The sequence below is a fragment of the Delftia sp. WY8 genome, from assembly GCF_018437695.1.
Taxonomy (GTDB): Bacteria; Pseudomonadota; Gammaproteobacteria; order Burkholderiales; family Burkholderiaceae_C; genus Comamonas; species Comamonas tsuruhatensis.
Window position 1 is genome coordinate 4472136 of record NZ_CP049795.1, and the last position, 18568, is coordinate 4490703.

Genomic DNA, 18568 nt, shown 5'->3' on the forward strand with positions numbered 1-18568 from the left:
GTGCAGGCAGGATCAACAAAGCCCGCATTTCTTGACCGCCTGCGGGTGCTGCCCCTGCGGGACAGGCTGCGTCGGCGCTACAGTCGGTCCCCATCCCATGCATACCCCTCCCCACATCCAAGGCTGGTGCCCCGGCGCCTGGCAGCCCATGGCCTCCGGCGATGGGCTGGTGGTGCGCGTGCGCCCGCCGCTGGGGCGGTTGACGGTGGCCCAGGCGCGGCGCCTGGCGCGCCTGGCACTGGTGCATGGCACTGGCGTGCTGGAGCTGTCCAGCCGCGCCAATGTGCAGCTGCGCGGCATTGCACCCGGTCGGCACGCCGCCGTGCTGCGCGCCCTGGCGGCCGTGGGCCTGCTGGACGCCGACGCGGGCCGCGAGCGCCGCCGCAACCTGGTGATCGACCCGCTGTGCCGGCCGCAGGAGGCTGTCCATGCGCTGGGCCAGGCCCTGCAGCAGGCGCTGGATGCGGCCGACGACCTGGCCGGCCTGCCGGCCAAGTTCGGCTGGTCGGTGGAAGGCGCGCCGGGCCGGCTGGCCGGCGTGTCCGCCGATATCCGCCTGCAGCGCACAGCCACCGGCTGGCTGGTGCAGCCTGATGGACGGCAGCAGGCGCTGGCCGTGGCCGACACCAGCCAGGCCGTGGCCGCAGGCCTGGCGCTGGCACGCTGGTTTGCCGGTCAGGCCTCCCTTCGCCGCGCCCAGGGCTTGCGGCCCGGACGCATGGCCGCGGTGGCGGCGCAACTGCAGTCGCCCCCCGGACTGGACTGGGTGGAGACAGAAACCCCGGCCTACGGCGAAGGACCGGCGCCCGGTGCCGTGCCCGGCGTGGGCTGGCTGCTGGGCGCGCCGCTGGGCCGCTTGCCGGCCGTGGCGCTGGCGCGGCTGCTGCGCGCCTTGCCTGAGCAGGCCTTTTTGCGTGTGACACCCTGGCGCATGCTGCTGGTGGAAGACGCCGGAGCCGGCGCGGCGCTGCCCCGCTGGTGGGCGGCTGCAGGGCTGGACAGCGCCGCTGACTGGGTCACCCACGCCCATGACCCGCGCCTGCGCGTATCCGCCTGTACCGGCGCGCCGGGCTGCACCCAGGCCCTGGGTCCCACGCAGACATTGGCGCTGGAGCTGGCGCCGCAGGTGCCGCCCGGCGCGCACCTGCATGTGACCGGATGCGCCAAGGGCTGCGCGCGGCAGGCGCCGGCCACGGTGGTGCTGCGGGCAGAAGGTGAAGACGAGGGCGAAGGCCCTGTCTATTCCGTAGTGCGCCAAGGCCGTGCTGGGGATAGGGCGCAGGAGCAGCGGACCCTGGCCTCGGTGCGAGACAATCCGGGATTGCTGTTTTCAAAAGAATAATGCTGCACCGCTACGAAACCGATGGCGCCGAGATCTACCGGCAGTCCTTTGCCACCATCCGCCGCGAGGCGGCGCTGGAACGCTTCACGCCTGTCGAGGAACGCGTGGTGGTGCGCATGATCCACGCCGCCGGCCTGGTGGAGCTGGCCCCGCACGTGGCCTTCTCGCCCGGCATGGCCGAGGCCGCCGCACAGGCCCTGCAAAACGGCGCGCCCGTGCTGTGCGACGTGCGCATGGTCAGCGAGGGCATCACGCGCTCGCGCCTGCCCGCCGCCAACCCCATCATCTGCACGCTGCAGGACGAGCGCGTGCCCGCGCTGGCCCGTGACATGGGCAACACGCGCAGCGCCGCCGCGCTGGAGCTGTGGCGCCCGCACCTGGCCGGGGCCGTGGTGGCCATCGGCAATGCGCCCACGGCCTTGTTCCACCTGCTCAACATGCTGCAGGACCCGGCCTGCCCCCGGCCGGCCGCCATCATCGGCTGCCCCGTGGGCTTTGTGGGCGCCATGGAATCCAAGCAGGCGCTGATGCAGGACCTGCCCGTGCCCTGCATGGCCGTGCACGGCCGTCTGGGAGGCTCGGCCATTACCGTGGCCGCCATCAACGCACTGGCCAGCCATGTCGAGTAGGCAGCCGCGTCCCAGCCAGGGCGGGCCCGGCATTGTCTGCGTGGGCCTGGGCCCGGGCGACCCCGAACTCATGAGCGTCAAGGCCGACCGCCTGGTGCGCGGCGCCCGCCAGGTGGCGTTCTTCCGCAAGAAGGGCCGGCCCGGCAAGGCCCGCCAGCTGGTGGACGGCCTGCTGGCCCAAGGCGCTGCCGAGCACGCCATGGAATACCCGGTGACCACCGAGCTGCCCGTGGACAGCCCCGCCTATGTGGACCTGCTGGCGCGCTTCTACGACGACTGGTGCCTGCGCCTGGAAGCGCTGGCGCAGACCGGGCAGGTGGTGGTGCTGTGCGAGGGCGACCCCTTCCTCTACGGCTCCTTCATGCATCTGTACACCCGGTTGCGCGAACGCGGCCAGGTGCCGCTGGACGTGGTGCCCGGCATCCCCGGCATGGTGGGCTGCTGGCACGCCACGGGCGAGCCCATCACCTGGGGCGACGACGTGCTCAGCGTGATGACCGGCACCCTGTCCGAAGACGAGCTGGTGCGCCGCATGCAGACGGCCGAGGCCCTGGTGGTCATGAAGGTCGGCCGCAACCTGCCGCGCATCCGCCGCGCCCTGCAGCGCACGGGCCGGCTGGAGGCCGCCTGGCTGGTGCAGAACGGCACCACGGACAGCGAGCAGGTCGCGCGCCTGGGCGATGTGTCCGACGACGCCTGCCCCTATTTCGCCATCGTGCTCGTGCACGGCCAGGGCCGCCGCCCGGAGGCCGCATGGTGAGCGCCGGCCGCCTGACGGTGGTGGGGCTGGGCCCGGGCGCACTGGACCAGATCACGCCCGAAGCCGCAGCCGCCTTGCACGCGGCCGACGATGTGGTCGGCTACCTGCCCTATGTGTCCCGCGCGCAGGCCCTGCTGGCGCAGGCGGGTCAGGGCCAGGCCGTGGCCTGGCATGCCTCGGACAACCGCGTGGAGCTGGAGCGCGCGCGCCAGGCGCTGGCGCTGGCCGCGCAGGGGCGGCAGGTGGTCGTGGTGTCCTCGGGCGACCCGGGCGTGTTCGCCATGGCGTCGGCCGTGTTCGAGGCCATGGAATCGGCCGGTGCGGCGCAGGCCGCCGCCTGGCAGGCGCTCGATATCCAGGTGCTGCCCGGCATCACCGCCATGCTGGCCGCCGCCGCGCGCGCTGGTGCGCCGCTGGGCCATGACTTTTGCTGCATCAATCTCTCGGACAACCTCAAGCCCTGGCCGGTGATCGCGCGGCGCGTGGAACTGGCGGCCGAGGCCGACTTCGCCATGGCCTTCTACAACCCGCGCTCCAAGAGCCGGCCCGAAGGCTTTGTGCGCCTGCTGCAGCTGCTGCGCACCCATTGCGAGCCGCAGCGCCTGCTGGTGTTCGCGCGCGCCGTGTCCACGCCCGAGGAACACTTGCACGTATGCACGCTGGCCGAGGCCACGCCCGAGATGGCCGACATGCGCACCGTGGTCCTGGTGGGCAACAGCGCCACGCGCCGCGTGGGCCGCTGGGTCTACACGCCACGCCACTACGGCATGGATGGCGGCGCGGGCGGTGCTGTCAGCGCCGTCGGCAGCACGCCATGAGCAATCCAGTGCAGCACCGCAGCCACCGACCCGGTGCGCTGGCGCTGCGGCAGCGCCGGGCGCTGCACCATCACCACGGGCAGGCCCAGGGCGCGTGCGGCATCGAGCTTGCCGCGCGTGGCCTCGCCGCCTGCGTTCTTGGCCACCAGCCATTCGATGCCGTGCGTGCGCAGCAAGGCCTCGTCATCGTCCGCGCTGAAAGGCCCGCGCCCCAGAACCACCGTGGTGTGGGGCAGGGGCAGGCTGCCGGGCTCGGGCGCATCGACCAGGCGCAGCAGATAGTGGTGCTGCGGCTGGCCCGCAAAGGCCGCAAGCTGCTTGCGGCCCACGGCCAGAAACACCCGGGCGGCTGCCTGGGGCAGGGCGGCAGCGGCGGCTTGCATGTCGGGCACGTCGATCCAGGCATCGCCGGCCCTGGCCTGCCAGGGCTCGCGCTCCAGCGCCAGCAGCGGCGTGCCGGTGGCGGCGCAGGCCTCGCAGGCATTGCGGCTCATCTGCGCGGCAAACGGATGAGTGGCATCGACCACATGGCTGATGGCCTGCCCGCGCAGGAATTGCGCCAGGCCCTGCGCGCCGCCAAAGCCTCCCACGCGCGTGGGCAGGGGCTGGGCCACGGGCGACTGCGTGACGCCCGCATACGAGAACACGGCGGCAATGCCGGCGCGGTGCAGGGCCTGGGCCAGCTGGCTGGCGCCGCTGGTGCCGCCCAGCAGGAGAACATGGGGCATGACTGATCCCTGGTTGACATTGGTGGGCCTGAACGAAGACGGCCTGGACGGCCTCTCGCCCGCCGCGCTGCGCGCGCTGGACGCGGCCGAGACCGTTTTTGGCGGGCCGCGCCACCTGGCGCTGGCCGGTGCCGGCGAGCGGGGCCGTCCCTGGCCCGTGCCCTTTGACGTGGCTCCCGTGCTGGCCTGCCGTGGCCGGCCCACGGTGGTGCTGGCGTCGGGCGATCCGTTCTGGTTCGGGGCGGGCGGCAGCCTGGCGGCGCATCTGGCGCCGCAGGAGTGGCACTGCCACGCCCAACCTTCGACATTTTCGCTGCTGGCGTCCCGCCTGGGCTGGAAGCTGGAAGACACGGTCTGCCTGGGCCTGCACGCCGGCCATGTGCAGCAGCTGCTGCCGCACCTGTCGCCAGGCCGCCAGTCGCTGGTGCTGCTGCGCGATGGCGCCGCCGTGGCCGCATTGGCGGACTGGCTGGTGCAGGAAGGCTGGGGCGACAGCCGCCTGGAGGTCATGGAATCCGTGGGCGGCCCGCGCGAGCGCCGCCGCGCATGGCGCGCCGCCGAAGCCGCCCAGGCCCTGGCCGCCGACCCTGCCTGCGCGCCCGTGGCCGTGGCCGTGCTCGCCCAGGGCGGCGCGGCCCTGCCGCTGGTGCCGGGCCGGCCCAATCACTGGTACGCCAACGACGGCCAGATCACCAAGGCCCCGGCCCGCGCGCTGACCCTGGCGGCTCTTGCGCCGCGCCACGGCGAATGCCTGTGGGATGTGGGCGGCGGCTCGGGCTCGGTGGCCGTGGAGTGGTGCCTGGCCGGTGGCTCGGCCATCAGCCTGGAGCAGCATGCGGCGCGTGCGGACAACATCCGCCACAACGCCCGGCGCTTCGGCCTGCAGGCGCGGCTGCGCGTGGTGCAGGGCGTGGCGCCAGAGGCGCTGGCCGGGCTGCAGGCGCTGGCCCGGCCCCAGGCCGTGTTCGTGGGCGGGGGCTTTGACGCGGCCCTGTTCGAATGCCTGCAGGCCCTCATGCCCGCGGGCTGCCGCCTGGTGGTCAATGCCGTGACGCTGGAGACCGAGGCCCTGCTGATGCAACTGCAGGCCGAGCACGGCGGCCAGCTGCTGCGGCTGGAGATTTCCAGCGCCGAGCCGCTGGGCCGCATGCGCAGCTGGAAGGCTGCGCGGCCGCTGGTGCAGTGGAGCTGGCAGCGGTGAACCCGGACGAAGCCATCCCCCACCGCTGCGGCGTGCTGGGCCTGGGCCTGCACACCGACGCACTGCCCCATGCGCTGCAGGCGCTGTGGCAGCGGGCGCAGGCGCAGCTGCCGGAAAGCGCAGACGCAGGCGCCTGCGCGCCCCAGCCCATCTGCGCCGTGGCCGTGCTGGACACCAAGGCCGGCCACCCGGCGCTGGCCGCCTGGATGGCGGCTGTCGTGCCCACGGCCGTTCTGGTGCGCGTGCCGCCAGGGCAACTGCCTGGGCAGCCCGTGGTCACGCAGTCGCCGCGCATGCTGGCGCGCTATGGCACGGGCAGCGTGGCCGAGGCGGCGGCGCTGGCCGCCGCAGGCCCGCACTCCGCCCTGAGCGTGACCCGCCTGGTGGCGGACGATGGCAGCGCCACCCTGGCCCTGGCCGTGGGCCAGGGCGGTCCTCTGAACTGTTGCCTGGCCCACGCCAGCCAGGCCAAGAAACAAGGAGCAACGGCATGACCGTGCATTTCATCGGCGCCGGCCCCGGCGCCGCCGACCTGATCACCGTGCGCGGGCGCGACCTCATGGCGGCCTGCCCGGTCTGCCTGTACGCAGGCTCGCTGATACCGCGCGAGCTGCTGGCGCACTGCCCGCCGGGCGCGCGCATCGTCAACACCGCATCCATGAGCCTGGACGACATCGTGGCCGAGATCCAGGCCGCCGAGGCGCGTGGCGAAGACGTGGCGCGCCTGCACTCGGGCGACCTGTCCGTGTGGTCGGCCATGGGCGAGCAGCTGCGCCGCCTGCGCGAGGCCGGCATTGCCTACACCGTCACGCCCGGCGTTCCCTCGTTCGCGGCCGCCGCTGCCACGCTGGGCGCGGAGCTGACCCTGCCCGGCCTGTGCCAGTCCGTGGTGCTGACGCGCACTTCGGGCCGCGCCACGGCCATGCCCGAGGGTGAGAACCTGGCCGCCTTCGCGGCCACGGGCGCCGTGCTGGCCATCCATCTGTCCATCCATGTGGCCGCCAAGGTGCAGTCCGAGCTGCTGCCGCACTACGGCGCCGACTGCCCCGTGGCCATCGTCTGGCGTGCCAGCTGGCCTGACGAAACCGTGGTGCGCACCACGGTGGGCAGCCTGGCCGAGGCCGTGGCCACCCACATGGAGCGCACGGCCCTGATCCTGGTGGGCCGCAGCCTGCAGGCCGAGGACTTCGGCGAAAGCCGCCTCTACGCGGCCGACTACGACCGCCGCTACCGCCCGCTGGGCACCGAGCCGCGCTTTCCCGCCACCGATGTGCATGCGGGTGCCACGCTGGATACCGCGAGGGATACCTTGAGGGACACCGTGAGCGACACCGTGATCGACGTGCCCCTCGGGAACCCCGCCCCATGAGCGCGGCCCTGCCGCCCGTGGCGCTGAGCCTGATCGGCATCGGCACGGGCAACCCCGACCACCTCACGCGCGAGGCCCAGGCCGCCATGCAGGCCGCCGACCTGATCCTGCTGCCGCACAAGGGCGAGGACAAGGCCGAACTCGCCGCCCTGCGCCGCGACCTGTGCGATGCCGTGCTCACTGCGCCCGGCCCGCGCATCGAAGGCTTCGACATGCCCGTGCGCCGCAGCGTGGGCGACGACTACCTGGCCCAGGTCGATGAATGGCATGCGGCCATCACGCGCTGCTGGCAGGCGGCCATCACCCGGTCCCTGGACGAGGGGCTGCAGCCGCGCACCCCCGGCCAGCCCTTGCAGGTCGCCCTGCTGGTCTGGGGGGACCCGGCGCTGTACGACAGCACGCTGCGCATTGCCGCGCGCATGCAGCCGGCGCCGCACAGCGTGCGCGTGGTGGCGGGCATCAGCTCCATGCAGGTGCTGTGCGCCGCGCATGCGATTGCGCTCAACGGCATAGGCCAGCCCTTCGTGGTGACCACGGGCCGCCAGCTGCGCGAGCAGGGCTGGCCGCCCGGCGTGGACACGGCCGTGGTGATGCTGGACGGGCAGTGCAGCTTCACCGAGCTGCCCTCCCACGGCCTGCACATCTGGTGGGGTGCTTACCTGGGCATGGACCGCCAGATGCTGGACAGCGGCCCGCTGGCCGAGGCCGCCCCGCGCATCGCGCAGGCCCGCGCCGCAGCGCGCGAGCGGCATGGCTGGATCATGGATATCTACCTGCTGCGGCGCGGCGGCTGAGGCCGAGGCTGCTGCCGACGCCGGCCCTCTAGCTGTACACCCCCTTCATCAAGGAATCCCGCCATGCAGATGGACAACATCCCCTTCAACACCACCGACTGGGCCGCCGTGGCGCCCACCGAGCATTCGGCCGAGGCCGGCCAGGCGTTCTGGCGCACGCAGAACTTCGGCAACATTCGCGTGCGCACGGTGGAGTACACGCCCGGCTATGTCTCCGACCACTGGTGCACCAAGGGCCATGTGCTGCTGTGCCTGGAAGGGGAGCTGGAGACCGAACTGGCGGACGGCCGCCGCTTCACGCTGACGCCCGGCATGAGCTACCAGGTGGCGGACAACGCCGAGCCGCACCGCTCGCGCTCGCCCAAGGGCGCCAGGCTCTTCGTGGTGGACTGAACCTGCAGGCACGATCGGCACGGCAGCGCGCTGCAGGTCTGCGACAGGTTCGCGCCGGCGCGGGCGAGAGCTGCGCAAACGTGCCGTCATTGAGTGGCGTACGGCACGGGTTGCCAGGGTGCCCATGCCGGTGGGTGGAATGCCTGACGGACGGCTCTCCAGGTACACAGTCATCGGCCATCAACTCAGCGGCGAAGTAGGCATTGCCGATGGCGACAGCCCTTGTGGCCGGGCTTGTGCACAATGAAGAGCTTTCGCCCAGCCTCTTCACGCGATGCAGCAAGAACCCGACTTCCTCCACAACCTGAACCAGGAATTCCGGGACGGCAGGCGCTGGCTGGACCGCACCATCGTGCTGGCCTATGCCGCCGCCGCCGGGCTGTGCGTGGTGGCCTTCACGCTGATGGCGGACGCGGGCTTCGAATTCTTCGAGAGCATCTACCACTGGCAGGGCGGCTGGGCCGTGCTGCTGTGGATGCCTGCCGTCACGGCGGGCGCCGTGTGGCTCACGCGGCGCTGGGCGCCGGGTGCGGCGGGATCGGGCATTCCGCAGGTGATCGCCACGCTGGACCCGGCGCTGGACTCCACGCAGCGCGGGCGCTTCGTGTCGCTGTGGCTGTCCTTCGCCAAGATGGCGCTGGCCAGCGCAGGCTTTGCGGCGGGGCTGTCCATCGGGCGCGAGGGGCCGTCGGTGCAGGTGGCCGCCGGTGTCATGCACCATGCGCGGCGCTGGTTCGGCCCGCATTCGGGCATCAGCCACCATGCGCTGCTGGTGGCCGGCGGCGCGGCCGGCATTGCGGCGGCCTTCAACGCGCCGCTGGCCGGCGTGGTCTTCGCCATCGAGGAGCTGTCGCGCAAGCTGGAGTCGCGCTCCAGCGGCCTGATCATCGCGGCCATCGTGCTGGCTGGCCTGATGGGCGTGTCGGCCTTCGGCAATCTCAGCTATTTCGGCCGCATCCAGGTGCCCCACCTGACCTGGGACGCGCTGCTGCCCGGCCTGTGCGTGACCCTGGCCTGCGGCGTGCTGGGCGGGCTGTTCGCCAAGCTGCTGGCCGCCTCGCTGACCCGCGCGCCCGAGCGGCTCAACCAGCTGCGCGCGCGCTTTCCCATCCGCTTCGCGGCGGCGGTCGCGCTGGTGATCGCCGTCATCGGCATGGTCACGGGCGGCGCCACCTTCGGCGCGGGCTCGGAAGCCGTCAAGCACATGCTGGCGGGCCAGGCCGACGTGCCTTCGTTCTACGTCACCCTGAAGTTCATCGCCACCTGGCTGTCGGCCTGGGTGGGCGTGCCGGGCGGCATCTTCGCGCCGTCGCTGTCCATTGGCGCGGGCGTGGGCCACAACGTGGCCGGCCTCATGGGCGCAGACATCGCGCCCGCCCTCATCGCCATGGGCATGGCCGCCTTCCTGGCCGCCGTGACGCAGGCGCCGCTGACGGCCTTCATCATCGTCATGGAGATGGTGGACGGCCACTCCATGGTGCTCAGCCTCATGGCGGCGGCCATGCTGGCCAGCCTGGTCTCGCGCATGCTGGCCCGGCCGCTGTACGAGACGCTGGCCCAGCACATGCTGAGCATGGTGGTCGCACCTGCTCCTGCTCCTGCGTCGGCACCCGCACCGGTGCCCGAGCAGGCCTCTCCCCCGAAGGACCAGGACAAGCCCGCAGGCGCCTGAAGCGGGCGCGCTTGGCTGACAGCCAATGGCGAATGCCGATGGCCTGGGTGTGCTGCACGCCACGCCATGCTCCCTTCCTGAGTCCGGACGCAAACCCAAGGAAAGGAACGCGCCATGTGGGAGGAAGTGGCCAACACCCTGGTCGAGGAATTTTCCAGCCTGCCCGATGCGGCCGAGGTCACGCGCGTCATGGTGCGCCTGCTGCTGGCGGCGCTGCTGGGCGGCATCGTCGGCTACGAGCGCGAGCACAAGGGCAAGGCCGCAGGCCTGCGCACCCACATGCTGGTGGCCATGGGCGCGGCGCTGTTCGTGCTGGTGCCCGAGCGCGGCGGCATGGACATTGCCGACATGAGCCGCGTGATCCAGGGCGTGGTGGCCGGCGTAGGCTTCCTGGGCGCGGGCGCCATCATCAAGCGCCACTCCGAGGAACAGGTGCAGGGCCTGACCACGGCAGCCGGCATCTGGATGACGGCCGCCATCGGCGTGGCCTGCGGCCTGGGGCGCGAAGCCATCGCGCTGCTGGCCACGCTGCTGGCCATCGTCATCCTCGTGATGCTGCCGCATGTGGTCAGTGCGCCGCCGCCGCACGATGATGCGGAGCCGGACACCAAGCCGCGCGAGACCTGAGGGCGGGCTGCGGCTCAGGCGTGCGGCTGTGAGTCGGGTGGCGGGGACTCCGCCTGTGCCAGCAAACTGTCCCAATCGCCAGGAGGGTGCCCGTTGGCGAGCATTTTTCGGAACACCCTGTAGGCATCGTCGCTGCCCTCATAGGCTCGCCTGGTGTCCTCATCGTTGACCCAGGCGAACACGATGATTTTGCTGGGGGCGTGAAAGCGAAAGAACAGGCGGTACTGCTGGAAGAACCTGGCCCGAAACCAGTGCTTGTGCTCCTCGCCCAGGGTATGGCCCTGGCGGTAGTCTGGCCGCGTCGGATCCTGCGGGATGACATCGAATGCCAGCTTGCGGATCGCCGCCAATCGCTTGGTCGCGTTCTTGCGTGTGTACCCGCCAGGGTCCTTCGTTTTCAGACCCTCCACTTCGTGGCTCAACGCCTGTAGCTGGGCCAGGAAAAGCGGGTGCATGAATACCGTCCAGCCGTGGATGCGCAAGGGGGCGGGCGGTACGGCGCTCATTCGTCGTCTGCCGAAAGCGGTGCATCCAGATCGACCTCGATGCCTTCGGTCAGCGCCTGGATCTGCTGCGCCAGACGGGCATCCATGGTCTGCAGGCGCTCGGGGTGGGCTGCCATGTCCTGGGCCAGAAAGCCGAGAAACTGGCCCAGCACGGGATCGGCATCCTCGGTGGAGTCGGCGCGACTGAGCACGACCTCCCCGCCGGGCAGGATGGTGTAGTGGATCCTGTCGCGCTTGCTCAGGTGCAATGCGCGGCGAACGGCTTCGGGAATGGTGGTCTGGTAGCGGTCAGTGAGCGTGGATTCGGCTTCAAGCGTCGAAAACATGATGGCATCTCCTGAAAGGCTGTGATGCATGGTAATGCAGGTGCATTACCATGCCCGGGCAAAAGGTTCCTTCCCGGAAAGCACGCGCCTCGCGCCTCAGAAATCCACACTCGCACTCAGCGAGAACATGCGCGGACCGCCCACCGTCAAGTAGCCCGAACCCGGGTAGCCGCCCACGGAGGCCCAGTAGTTGCGGTCCGTCGCGTTGTCCACGCGCAGGCGCAGCGTGAGCAGCTTGCCCTGCACTTCGGTCATGTAGCGCACGCCCAGGTCCAGGCGGTTCCATCCGGCCACGCGCAGGGTGTTGACATCGTTGGCGTAGCTGGCGCCGGTGTGCACCAGGCGGCCGTCCAGCGCCAAGCCGTTGATGCCCGGCACATCCCACTCCACGCCCGCCGTGGCCTGGAAGCGCGGCACGCCGATGACGCGCTTGCCGTCGGTGGTGGCGCGGCCCGTGCTTTGCTGCCTGGCGTCCAGCCAGGTGGCGCCGCCCAGCAGGCGCAGGCCGCGCATGGGTTCGCCGAAGACGTTGAATTCCACGCCCTGGTGACGGTCCTTGCCGGCCGAGGTGAACAGGTTGCCGTCGATCAGCGAGCGCGGCTTGTCGGTGGAGAAGAAGGCCAGGCCGCCGCCCAGCTTGCCGCCGTCGTACTTGACGCCCACTTCCTTTTGCTTGGTGACGTAGGGCGACATCTGCTGGCCCGCGTTGGCGATGATGGTGTCGCCCGACTTGGCCGGCGCCGTGTCGCCCTGGGCCAGTCCCTCGATGTAGTTGCCGTACAGCGATACCTGGGGCGTGAGCTTGAACACCGCGCCCAGCACCGGGCTGGTACGGCTCTGGTCGTAGGCCGTGCGCACGCCGCCCTGGCTGGTGACGGCGCCGTTGCTGACGAGGCGGTAGCTCACCGAGTCGGTCTCTATCGTCTGGCGGCGCACGCCGGCCGTCACCAGCATGCGGCCGTCCATCAGCGACAGCGTGTCGCCCAGCGCAAAGCTGTTCAGGCGCGTGCCCCGGTTGTAGGCGGGGTTGGACAGGTCGTTGCCCAGGTAGTTGAGCGGCGTGATCGCGTAGTAGCTGGGGTTGTAGAGGTTGGTGTTCAGCACATTGCCCTGGACCGCAGACGTGCTCATGCCATAGGCGTTGTAGACCTTGAGGTCGAAGGCCGAATAGCTGGCGACGATCTCATGGCCCACATCGCCCGTCTGCAGGCGTGCGCGCACGCCCAGCTCGCCCGTGCTCACGCGGTCCTTGCGCGCGTTGTCGAAGCGGCTGGTGGTGGCCGCGCCATTGCCGGCCGCCGCCAGCGTGATGTTGGCCAGCGAGTTGTTCTCGGAGCTGCGGCGCAGTCCATAGGCGGCCCAGGCCGTCACATTGCTGTTGATGTCCCATTCGCCGCGCAGCGTGCCGAACAGGTCGCGCTCGTCGGAATAGGTCCAGGGCTGGGCCCAGTTGGAGGAAGCATCGGGCGCCGCAGGAATGGCGGCCAGCCCTGCGCCCGGCGTGACATTGGTACGCGTGCGCTTGAGGCGGTTGTCCTGCCAGCCGATGTCGCCCGACAGGCGCACATTGCGGCTGCGCCAGTCCATGCCCACGGACAGCAGATCGAGCTTGGAGCTTTCCTGGTCGATGGCGGTATCGCCGCCCCGGTGCGCGGCGTTCAGGCGGATGCCCGTGGCCTGGTCGGGGCCGAAGCGCCGGCTCACGTCGGCCGCCACAAAGGCCTGGCCGCCGCTGGCAATGCCTGCCGTCACGCGCGACAGCGGATCGCTGCCCGCGCGCTTGGGCAGCAGGTTGATGTTGCCGCCCAGGCCGCCGCCATTGGGGCTGGCGCCCATCAGAAAGGCCGATGCGCCGCGCAGCAGCTCCACGCGCTCGAACAGCTCGGTGGCGATGTACTGGCGCGGCAGCAGCGCGTACAGGCCGTTGTAGGCCACGTCGTCCGAGCCCAGCACGAAGCCGCGCACGAAGTAGGACTCCTGGAAATTGCCGAAGCCGCGCGCCACGCGCACGGAAGGATCGTTCTGCAGCACATCGCCCACGCTCTTGGCCTGGCGGTCCTGGATCAGCTCGTTGGTGTAGCTGGTGATGGAGAACGGCGTCTCCATGTTGTCGCGCGTGCCCAGAATCCCGGCCCGCCCGCCGCGCGCCACCTGGCCGCCCGCGTAGGGCCTGGACAGGCCTTCAGCCGACGCATCGGCGCTGGCCTCCACGGTGACGGTGCCCAGCTCGGGCGCGGCCGTTGCCGTGGAATGGGCAGGCTGGGCCCATGCGGCGCCAGCAGACAAAAGAAGGGCCAGGGCCCCGGCGATCGGGGTCAGCGTGTGGAGGGGGGAGTGCATGGAGAAAACGGGATGAGAATGCGGGATGAGAATGATTCCCAATAATTTTATCGATGCGACTCCCCCGTATGGAGCTTGTAGGGAGATATGTCTGTTTGTGCCCACACTCCGCCTGGCCCGCCTTCACGCCTGTCCAAGCAGCTCCCACGAGCAGACCTGCGCCTCATCCTCCCCCTGCACGAACGCAACCCGCATGCCCAGCGCCTTGCCCATGCCCTGCACGGCCAGGCGCAGGGCGGTGGGCACGGCGCGGTCGCCCGTGATGACGACCATGCCCCGGCACAGCTGGCGCATGCGTTCGCGGTTGCGCTTGAAGAACAGGGCGCGCTGCTTGCGTTCTTCGTGGCTTTCCTCGGGGTGGTCGCCGGGCAGGTGGTCGGTGAGCAGCACGAAGTGCCGGCCCTGGTCGAGCAGGGATTCCAGCTGGCCTTCGGCCGATGCGTCTTCGTTGGTGCGGGCCTTCTGCGCCGCATGCTCGCGCAGGTAGACCAGGGGAAAGTGGGTGGTGTCGAGCAGCATGGCATTTCTCCTGAAAAGGGCGGGCCGTCAGTACAGGTCGTTCCTGACCGCATGGGCGTAGTGGGCGTTGGCCTGTTCCTGTTGGGCGGTATCCATGGCGGGCGCCGTGGCATCGGCCAACTGCGTGAGGGCGGCCATCATCTGGCCCACGGAGGGCAGGGCGGTGCGGTCCAGCTGGCTTGACGGGTTCCACAGGCCGGAGCGGTGGACGGCCTTGCCGCAGTGCAGCAGCACCTCGTCGACCAGGACCACGGTGGCGGTCTTGGGCGTGCCCCGGCCTTCGCTCAGTTCCTGCAGCAGATGGGGGTCGGTGGAGATGCGGCCGCGCCCGTTGATGCGCAGGAAGATGTCCAGCCCCGGGAACAGGAAGAGCATGGCCAGGCGGTCATCGGCCTGCAGGTTGCGCAGGGATTCGATGCGGTTGTTGCCGGGCCAGTCGGCAAAGGCCACGGTGCGCTCGTCCAGCACCTGCACAAAGCCGGGTGGCCCGCCGCGCGGCGAGGCATCCAGGCCGCGTTCGCCGGCCGTGGCCAGGCAAAAGAAGCTGGCCTGGCGCAGATAGGCCTCGTGGAAGTCGGACAGGCGGTCGCGCACGGCCTTCTGGATTCTTTCTGCCGGGGCGGCGTAGAGCGAATCCAGGTCGATGGCCGGGCCTGGCGGGTCTGCAAGGGCGGTGTTGTCTGTGTGCATGGCACAAGCGTAAGAACAAAGGCGTTGGCGGCTGTAGACTGGATCAGCCAACAAATAGCTCAAAGACGCCATGCCCGATGCCATTCTTGAACTGGTCAGCCATGTGAACCGTGCCGATGGCCCCGTGCTGATCGCGGCCGTGGGCAATCAGGACGAGGAGCTGGCCTCCGAGCCGCACCGCCACGCGCGCGGCCAGCTGTTCGGCTCGCTGCGCGGGCTGCTGTCGGTGGGCGTGGAAGACGCGGTCTGGGTGGTGCCCGCCATCCATGCCGTGTGGCTGCCGCCGCACCAGCTGCATTCGGGCCGCTCCCATGGTCCCTTCCACGGCTGGAGCGTCTATGTGGCGGAGCCGGCCTGCGCCGACCTGCCGCAGCGGCCCTGCGCCATCCGCACCTCGGGCCTGCTGCGCGAGGCCGTGCTGCGCGCCGCCGGCTGGGGATGGCAGCAAGGCGTGCCCACAACGCAGCCCGTGCAACCAGGCCCTTCGGTGGACCAGGCCCGCGCCCATGTGATGGCGGTGATCCTGGACGAGATCCGCACCCTGCCCGTGGAGCCCCTGGGCCTGCCCCTGCCCGCCGACCCGCGCCTGCAGCGCATCGCCCGCGCACTGATCGCCGACCCGGCCGATGCCCGCGACCTGGAGGCCTGGGCGCGCTGGGCCGCGGTCAGCTCGCGCACGCTGAGCCGGCGCTTTGTCTCGGAAACCGGCTTCAGCTTCACCGCCTGGCGCCAGCGCGCGCGGCTGATGCGCTCGCTGGAGATGCTGGCCGCCGGCGCGCCTGTAACGAACATCGCGCTGGACCTGGGCTACGCCACGGCCAGCGCCTTCATCGGCTTGTTCCGGCGCACGTTCGGGGAGACGCCTGCGGCGTACCGGGGGAGGTTGGGGGCGAGTGCAAGCTGAGGCGGGGTCGGCGACTGGATTGCCACATGAAAGTAGGATCACTCACTTGCCTACAGGGAGCCTCCCATGCAGACCACTCAGCAAATGAGCATCACCTTGCCCAATGACATCGCCGATGCGGTCAGGGCCAAAGTGAGGGCCGGTGAGTACGCCAGCGAAAGCGAGGTGATCTGCGCGGGGTTGAAAGCGCTGATGGACAAGGATCGCGGCCTGGATAGCTGGCTGCACCTGGAGGTAGGCCCTGCTTATGACGCCTTGAGGGCTGATCCCTCCAGCGCCGTCACCCTCGGCCAGTTGCGGGAGCGTCTGGCTGCCGAGCGCAGCGGCGGCAACGGCGCGTGACGCTGCCCGCGTCGCTCCTGGGTGACTTCGCCTACAACCGCTGCAACTGCGCATTCAGATACGCATCGCGCGAGGGCAGCAGGTGCTCGGCGCACAGGCGGACCAGGGCGTCGCGGTCCTGGGCGCGCAGGGCTTCGATCATTTGCCAGTGTTCCTGGCGTGCGCGCTCGCGGTAGTTGGCCGAGACCAGGGAGGCGAAGCGGATGGGGTGCGTCTGGCGCGCGTATTCGGTGATGGCCTTGTGCAGCGTGTCGTTGCCCGCCAGCGCAAACAGTTCCTGGTGAAAGGCCAGGTTGATGCGGAACACCAGGCGCGCGTTGCCTTCGGCCACGGCGGCGTCGTGCTGCTGCTGGATGGCGGTCAGGCGGTCCAGGCTTTCGGGGGGAACGGGCAGGGGGATCTTGCGCGCGGCCTCGACTTCGAGCATGCCGCGCAGCTCGTACAGCTCCTGCACTTCCTGGGTGGAGAAGGAGCGCACCAGGGCGCCCACGTTCTTGCGGCGCTCGATGAGGCCCATGCGGTCCAGCGCGGCCAGGGCCTCGCGGGCCACATGGCGCTTGACGTCGAAGCGGGCCATGAGGTCGTCCTCCACCAGGCGCTCGCGCGGGTGCAGCCGGCCGAAGACCACGTCCTCTTCCAGCGCGGCCACCATGGCGCCCAGGGCGTCGGCTGCGGGGGCGGGTTCGGCATCCAGGGAAATCGGCAGTGAGGCGGCAGCGACCATCAAGACAGGCGGTTGGGACAAAGACGCCATTTTGTCCGAATTGACCGCCTGCGCCGACTATTCGCGCCGGCCGGGAATGGTGCCGCGCTCGGTGGTGCAGCGCAGGAAGTCGAAGTCCACGCCCTGGTCGGCCTGGTTCACGGTGGTGAGAAAGAGCTTGCGGTAGCCGCGCTCGGCCGTGGGCACGGCCACCGGCTGCTCGCGGGCGCGGCGGGCCAGTTCCTCGTCGCCGACCTGCAGCGTCAGCTCGCGGCGCGCCACCGATAGCGTGATGCGGTCGCCATTCCTCACATGGGCCAGCGGCCCTCCCACGGCCGATTCGGGCGTGACGTGCAGCACGATGGTGCCGAAGGCCGTGCCGCTCATGCGCCCGTCGGAGATGCGCACGATGTCCTTGACGCCCGCACGGGCCAGCTTGCGCGGGATGGGGATGTAGCCCGCCTCGGGCATGCCGGGTGCGCCCTTGGGGCCGATGTTCTTGAGCACGAGGATGTCGTCGGCCGTCACGTCCAGATCGTCGCTGTCGATGCGGTGGGCCAGGTCGGCCGCGTTCTCGAAGACCACGGCGCGGCCTTCGTGCTCCATGAGCCGGGGATGGGCGGCCGACTGCTTGATGATGGCGCCGCCCGGCGCGAGGTTGCCGCGCAGCACGGCGATGCCGCCCTGGGGGTAGATGGGGTTGGAGCGCGGGCGCACCACGTCCTGCGCAAAGCCGGGGCCGGCGCGGTCGATCTCTTCGCCCAGCGTGCGGCCGGTGACGGTGAGGGCGTCCAGGTTCAGCAGGGGCTTGAGCTCGCGCAGCAGCGTGGCCATGCCGCCTGCGTGGTGGAAGTCCTCCATGTAGTGGTCGCCCGAGGGCTTGAGGTCCAGCAGCACGGGCGTGTCGCGGCCCATGCGGTCCAGGGCCTTGAGGTCGATGTCATAGCCCATGCGCCCCGCAATGGCGGCCAGGTGCACGAGCCCGTTGGTGGAGCCGCCGATGGCCAGCAGCACGCGCATGGCGTTCTCGAAGGCGGCGGGCGTGAGGATTTTGTCGATGGTCAGGCCCCCGCGCGCCATGCGCACGGCCTCGGTGCCGGTCTGCTCGGCAATGCGGATGCGGTCGGCCGTGACGGCGGGGGGCGAGGCGCCGCCGGGCACGGTCATGCCCAGCGCCTCGGCAATGCAGGCCATGGTGCTGGCCGTGCCCATGACCGAGCAGGTACCCACGCTGGCCACCAGCTGGTTGTTCACGTCGGCGATCTCTTCGGCGTCGATCTCTTCGGCGCGGAACTTGCCCCAGTAGCGGCGGCAGTCCGTGCAGGCGCCCACGCGCTCGCTGCGGTGCGAGCCGGTGAGCATCGACCCGGTGATCAGCTGGATGGCCGGAATGCCCGCCGAGGCCGCTCCCATCAACTGGGCCGGCACCGTCTTGTCGCAGCCGCCGATGAGCACGATGGCATCCATGGGCTGGGCGCGGATCATCTCCTCGGTGTCCATGGACATGAGGTTGCGCAGGTACATGCTGGTCGGCGCCGAGAAGCTTTCGTGCACCGAGATGGTGGGGAAGTCCATGGGCAGGCCACCCGCCAGCATCACGCCGCGCTTGACGGCCTCGATCAGCTGGGGCGCATTGCCGTGGCAGGGGTTGTAGCTGCTGCCCGTGTTGGTGATGCCTATGACGGGCCGCTGCAGCGCCGAGTCCGTGTAGCCCGCGCCCTTGATGAAGGCCTTGCGCAGGAACAGCGAAAAGCCGCGGTCGCCGTAGTTGGTCAGGCCCTTGGAGATGCCCGTGGCCGCATCGGCGGGGGCGATGTCATGGCCTGGAGCGCCATCGGGAGTCTTGGGGTCGGTCATGGGTGGGGTGCTTTGCAGAGGGTCTTGGCGGGGTCGGAAGGCAGGCGC

At 70.5% G+C, this 18568-nt stretch carries 21 protein-coding genes; 13 read left to right on the forward strand and 8 right to left on the reverse strand.

What is annotated here, in order from left to right; genetic code table 11:
* The first annotated feature begins 97 nt into the window (after positions 1-97).
* From cobG to cobJ, 4 genes are read left to right on the forward strand one after another with little or no spacing between them, the layout of a single operon-like run.
* Positions 98-1342, forward strand: coding sequence for a precorrin-3B synthase (gene cobG, locus G4D77_RS20575; protein WP_154833459.1), 1245 nt, complete (start codon positions 98-100; stop codon positions 1340-1342).
* Complete coding sequence (locus tag G4D77_RS20580) at positions 1342-1971, forward strand: precorrin-8X methylmutase (RefSeq protein ID WP_013800507.1); 630 nt, start codon at positions 1342-1344, stop codon at positions 1969-1971. The genes cobG and G4D77_RS20580 overlap by 1 nt, the downstream gene beginning before the upstream one ends.
* Positions 1961-2731 carry a precorrin-2 C(20)-methyltransferase gene (cobI, locus tag G4D77_RS20585; protein ID WP_016452704.1) on the forward strand — a complete coding sequence of 257 codons (771 nt, stop codon included), beginning with the start codon at positions 1961-1963 and terminating at the stop codon, positions 2729-2731. The genes G4D77_RS20580 and cobI overlap by 11 nt, the downstream gene beginning before the upstream one ends.
* Positions 2725-3549, forward strand: coding sequence for a precorrin-3B C(17)-methyltransferase (cobJ, locus tag G4D77_RS20590; RefSeq protein WP_154833461.1), 825 nt, complete (start codon positions 2725-2727; stop codon positions 3547-3549). The genes cobI and cobJ overlap by 7 nt, the downstream gene beginning before the upstream one ends.
* Here cobJ and G4D77_RS20595 read toward each other — a convergent pair.
* Entirely contained in the window at positions 3492-4277 is a 786-nt protein-coding gene (locus G4D77_RS20595) for a cobalt-precorrin-6A reductase (RefSeq protein ID WP_154833462.1), read from the reverse strand. The two genes, cobJ and G4D77_RS20595, sit on opposite strands and share 58 nt — an antisense overlap.
* Between G4D77_RS20595 and cbiE the strand changes: the two genes are divergently transcribed.
* From cbiE to G4D77_RS20630, 7 genes are all read left to right on the forward strand, one after another.
* Entirely contained in the window at positions 4276-5478 is a 1203-nt protein-coding gene (gene cbiE / locus G4D77_RS20600) for a precorrin-6y C5,15-methyltransferase (decarboxylating) subunit CbiE (protein WP_193726192.1), read from the forward strand. The two genes, G4D77_RS20595 and cbiE, sit on opposite strands and share 2 nt — an antisense overlap.
* Positions 5475-5972, forward strand: a complete 498-nt coding sequence (locus G4D77_RS20605) for a cobalamin biosynthesis protein (protein ID WP_154833463.1) — start codon at positions 5475-5477, stop codon at positions 5970-5972. Before cbiE ends, G4D77_RS20605 begins: the two co-directional genes overlap by 4 nt.
* Positions 5969-6847, forward strand: a complete 879-nt coding sequence (cobM, locus tag G4D77_RS20610; RefSeq protein ID WP_154833464.1) for a precorrin-4 C(11)-methyltransferase — start codon at positions 5969-5971, stop codon at positions 6845-6847. The genes G4D77_RS20605 and cobM overlap by 4 nt, the downstream gene beginning before the upstream one ends.
* Positions 6844-7641 carry a precorrin-6A synthase (deacetylating) gene (gene cobF / locus G4D77_RS20615; RefSeq protein ID WP_154833465.1) on the forward strand — a complete coding sequence of 266 codons (798 nt, stop codon included), beginning with the start codon at positions 6844-6846 and terminating at the stop codon, positions 7639-7641. The genes cobM and cobF overlap by 4 nt, the downstream gene beginning before the upstream one ends.
* Before the next feature lie 63 nt (positions 7642-7704).
* Positions 7705-8034 carry a DHCW motif cupin fold protein gene (locus G4D77_RS20620; protein ID WP_013800515.1) on the forward strand — a complete coding sequence of 110 codons (330 nt, stop codon included), beginning with the start codon at positions 7705-7707 and terminating at the stop codon, positions 8032-8034.
* A 274-nt stretch (positions 8035-8308) separates the two neighbouring features.
* Positions 8309-9706: a chloride channel protein gene (locus tag G4D77_RS20625; protein WP_017406579.1), complete on the forward strand. Its 1398-nt coding sequence runs from the start codon at positions 8309-8311 to the stop codon at positions 9704-9706.
* A 114-nt stretch (positions 9707-9820) separates the two neighbouring features.
* Complete coding sequence (locus G4D77_RS20630; protein ID WP_016448386.1) at positions 9821-10333, forward strand: MgtC/SapB family protein; 513 nt, start codon at positions 9821-9823, stop codon at positions 10331-10333.
* Positions 10334-10347: 14 nt separating this feature from the next.
* Here the strand turns inward: G4D77_RS20630 and G4D77_RS20635 are convergent, their stop codons facing one another.
* From G4D77_RS20635 to G4D77_RS20655, 5 genes are all read right to left on the reverse strand, one after another.
* Entirely contained in the window at positions 10348-10839 is a 492-nt protein-coding gene (locus G4D77_RS20635; protein ID WP_043790975.1) for a type II toxin-antitoxin system YhaV family toxin, read from the reverse strand.
* On the reverse strand, positions 10836-11165 hold the full coding sequence (locus G4D77_RS20640) for a type II toxin-antitoxin system PrlF family antitoxin (RefSeq protein ID WP_043790977.1): 330 nt from the start codon (positions 11163-11165) through the stop codon (positions 10836-10838). The genes G4D77_RS20635 and G4D77_RS20640 overlap by 4 nt, the downstream gene beginning before the upstream one ends.
* 96 nt (positions 11166-11261) lie before the next feature.
* Positions 11262-13505 (reverse strand): TonB-dependent receptor, encoded by a 2244-nt coding sequence (locus G4D77_RS20645; protein WP_154833466.1) that lies wholly within the window; start codon positions 13503-13505, stop codon positions 11262-11264.
* Positions 13506-13628: 123 nt separating this feature from the next.
* Positions 13629-14024 carry a hypothetical protein gene (locus G4D77_RS20650; RefSeq protein ID WP_154833467.1) on the reverse strand — a complete coding sequence of 132 codons (396 nt, stop codon included), beginning with the start codon at positions 14022-14024 and terminating at the stop codon, positions 13629-13631.
* Between the two features lie 27 nt (positions 14025-14051).
* Complete coding sequence (locus G4D77_RS20655; protein ID WP_154833468.1) at positions 14052-14714, reverse strand: pyridoxamine 5'-phosphate oxidase family protein; 663 nt, start codon at positions 14712-14714, stop codon at positions 14052-14054.
* Between the two features lie 70 nt (positions 14715-14784).
* Between G4D77_RS20655 and G4D77_RS20660 the strand changes: the two genes are divergently transcribed.
* Together G4D77_RS20660 and G4D77_RS20665 are read left to right on the forward strand one after the other, a co-directional pair.
* Positions 14785-15618: an AraC family transcriptional regulator gene (locus tag G4D77_RS20660; protein ID WP_154833469.1), complete on the forward strand. Its 834-nt coding sequence runs from the start codon at positions 14785-14787 to the stop codon at positions 15616-15618.
* Positions 15619-15684: 66 nt separating this feature from the next.
* Complete coding sequence (locus tag G4D77_RS20665; RefSeq protein WP_016448378.1) at positions 15685-15960, forward strand: ribbon-helix-helix domain-containing protein; 276 nt, start codon at positions 15685-15687, stop codon at positions 15958-15960.
* Between the two features lie 31 nt (positions 15961-15991).
* Here the strand turns inward: G4D77_RS20665 and G4D77_RS20670 are convergent, their stop codons facing one another.
* Complete coding sequence (locus G4D77_RS20670; RefSeq protein ID WP_154833470.1) at positions 15992-16684, reverse strand: GntR family transcriptional regulator; 693 nt, start codon at positions 16682-16684, stop codon at positions 15992-15994.
* Between the two features lie 57 nt (positions 16685-16741).
* The gene (locus tag G4D77_RS20675) at positions 16742-18520 is read right to left on the reverse strand and encodes an IlvD/Edd family dehydratase (protein ID WP_154833471.1); all 1779 of its coding nucleotides are present in this window, start codon (positions 18518-18520) and stop codon (positions 16742-16744) included.
* Positions 18521-18568: the final 48 nt, after the last annotated feature.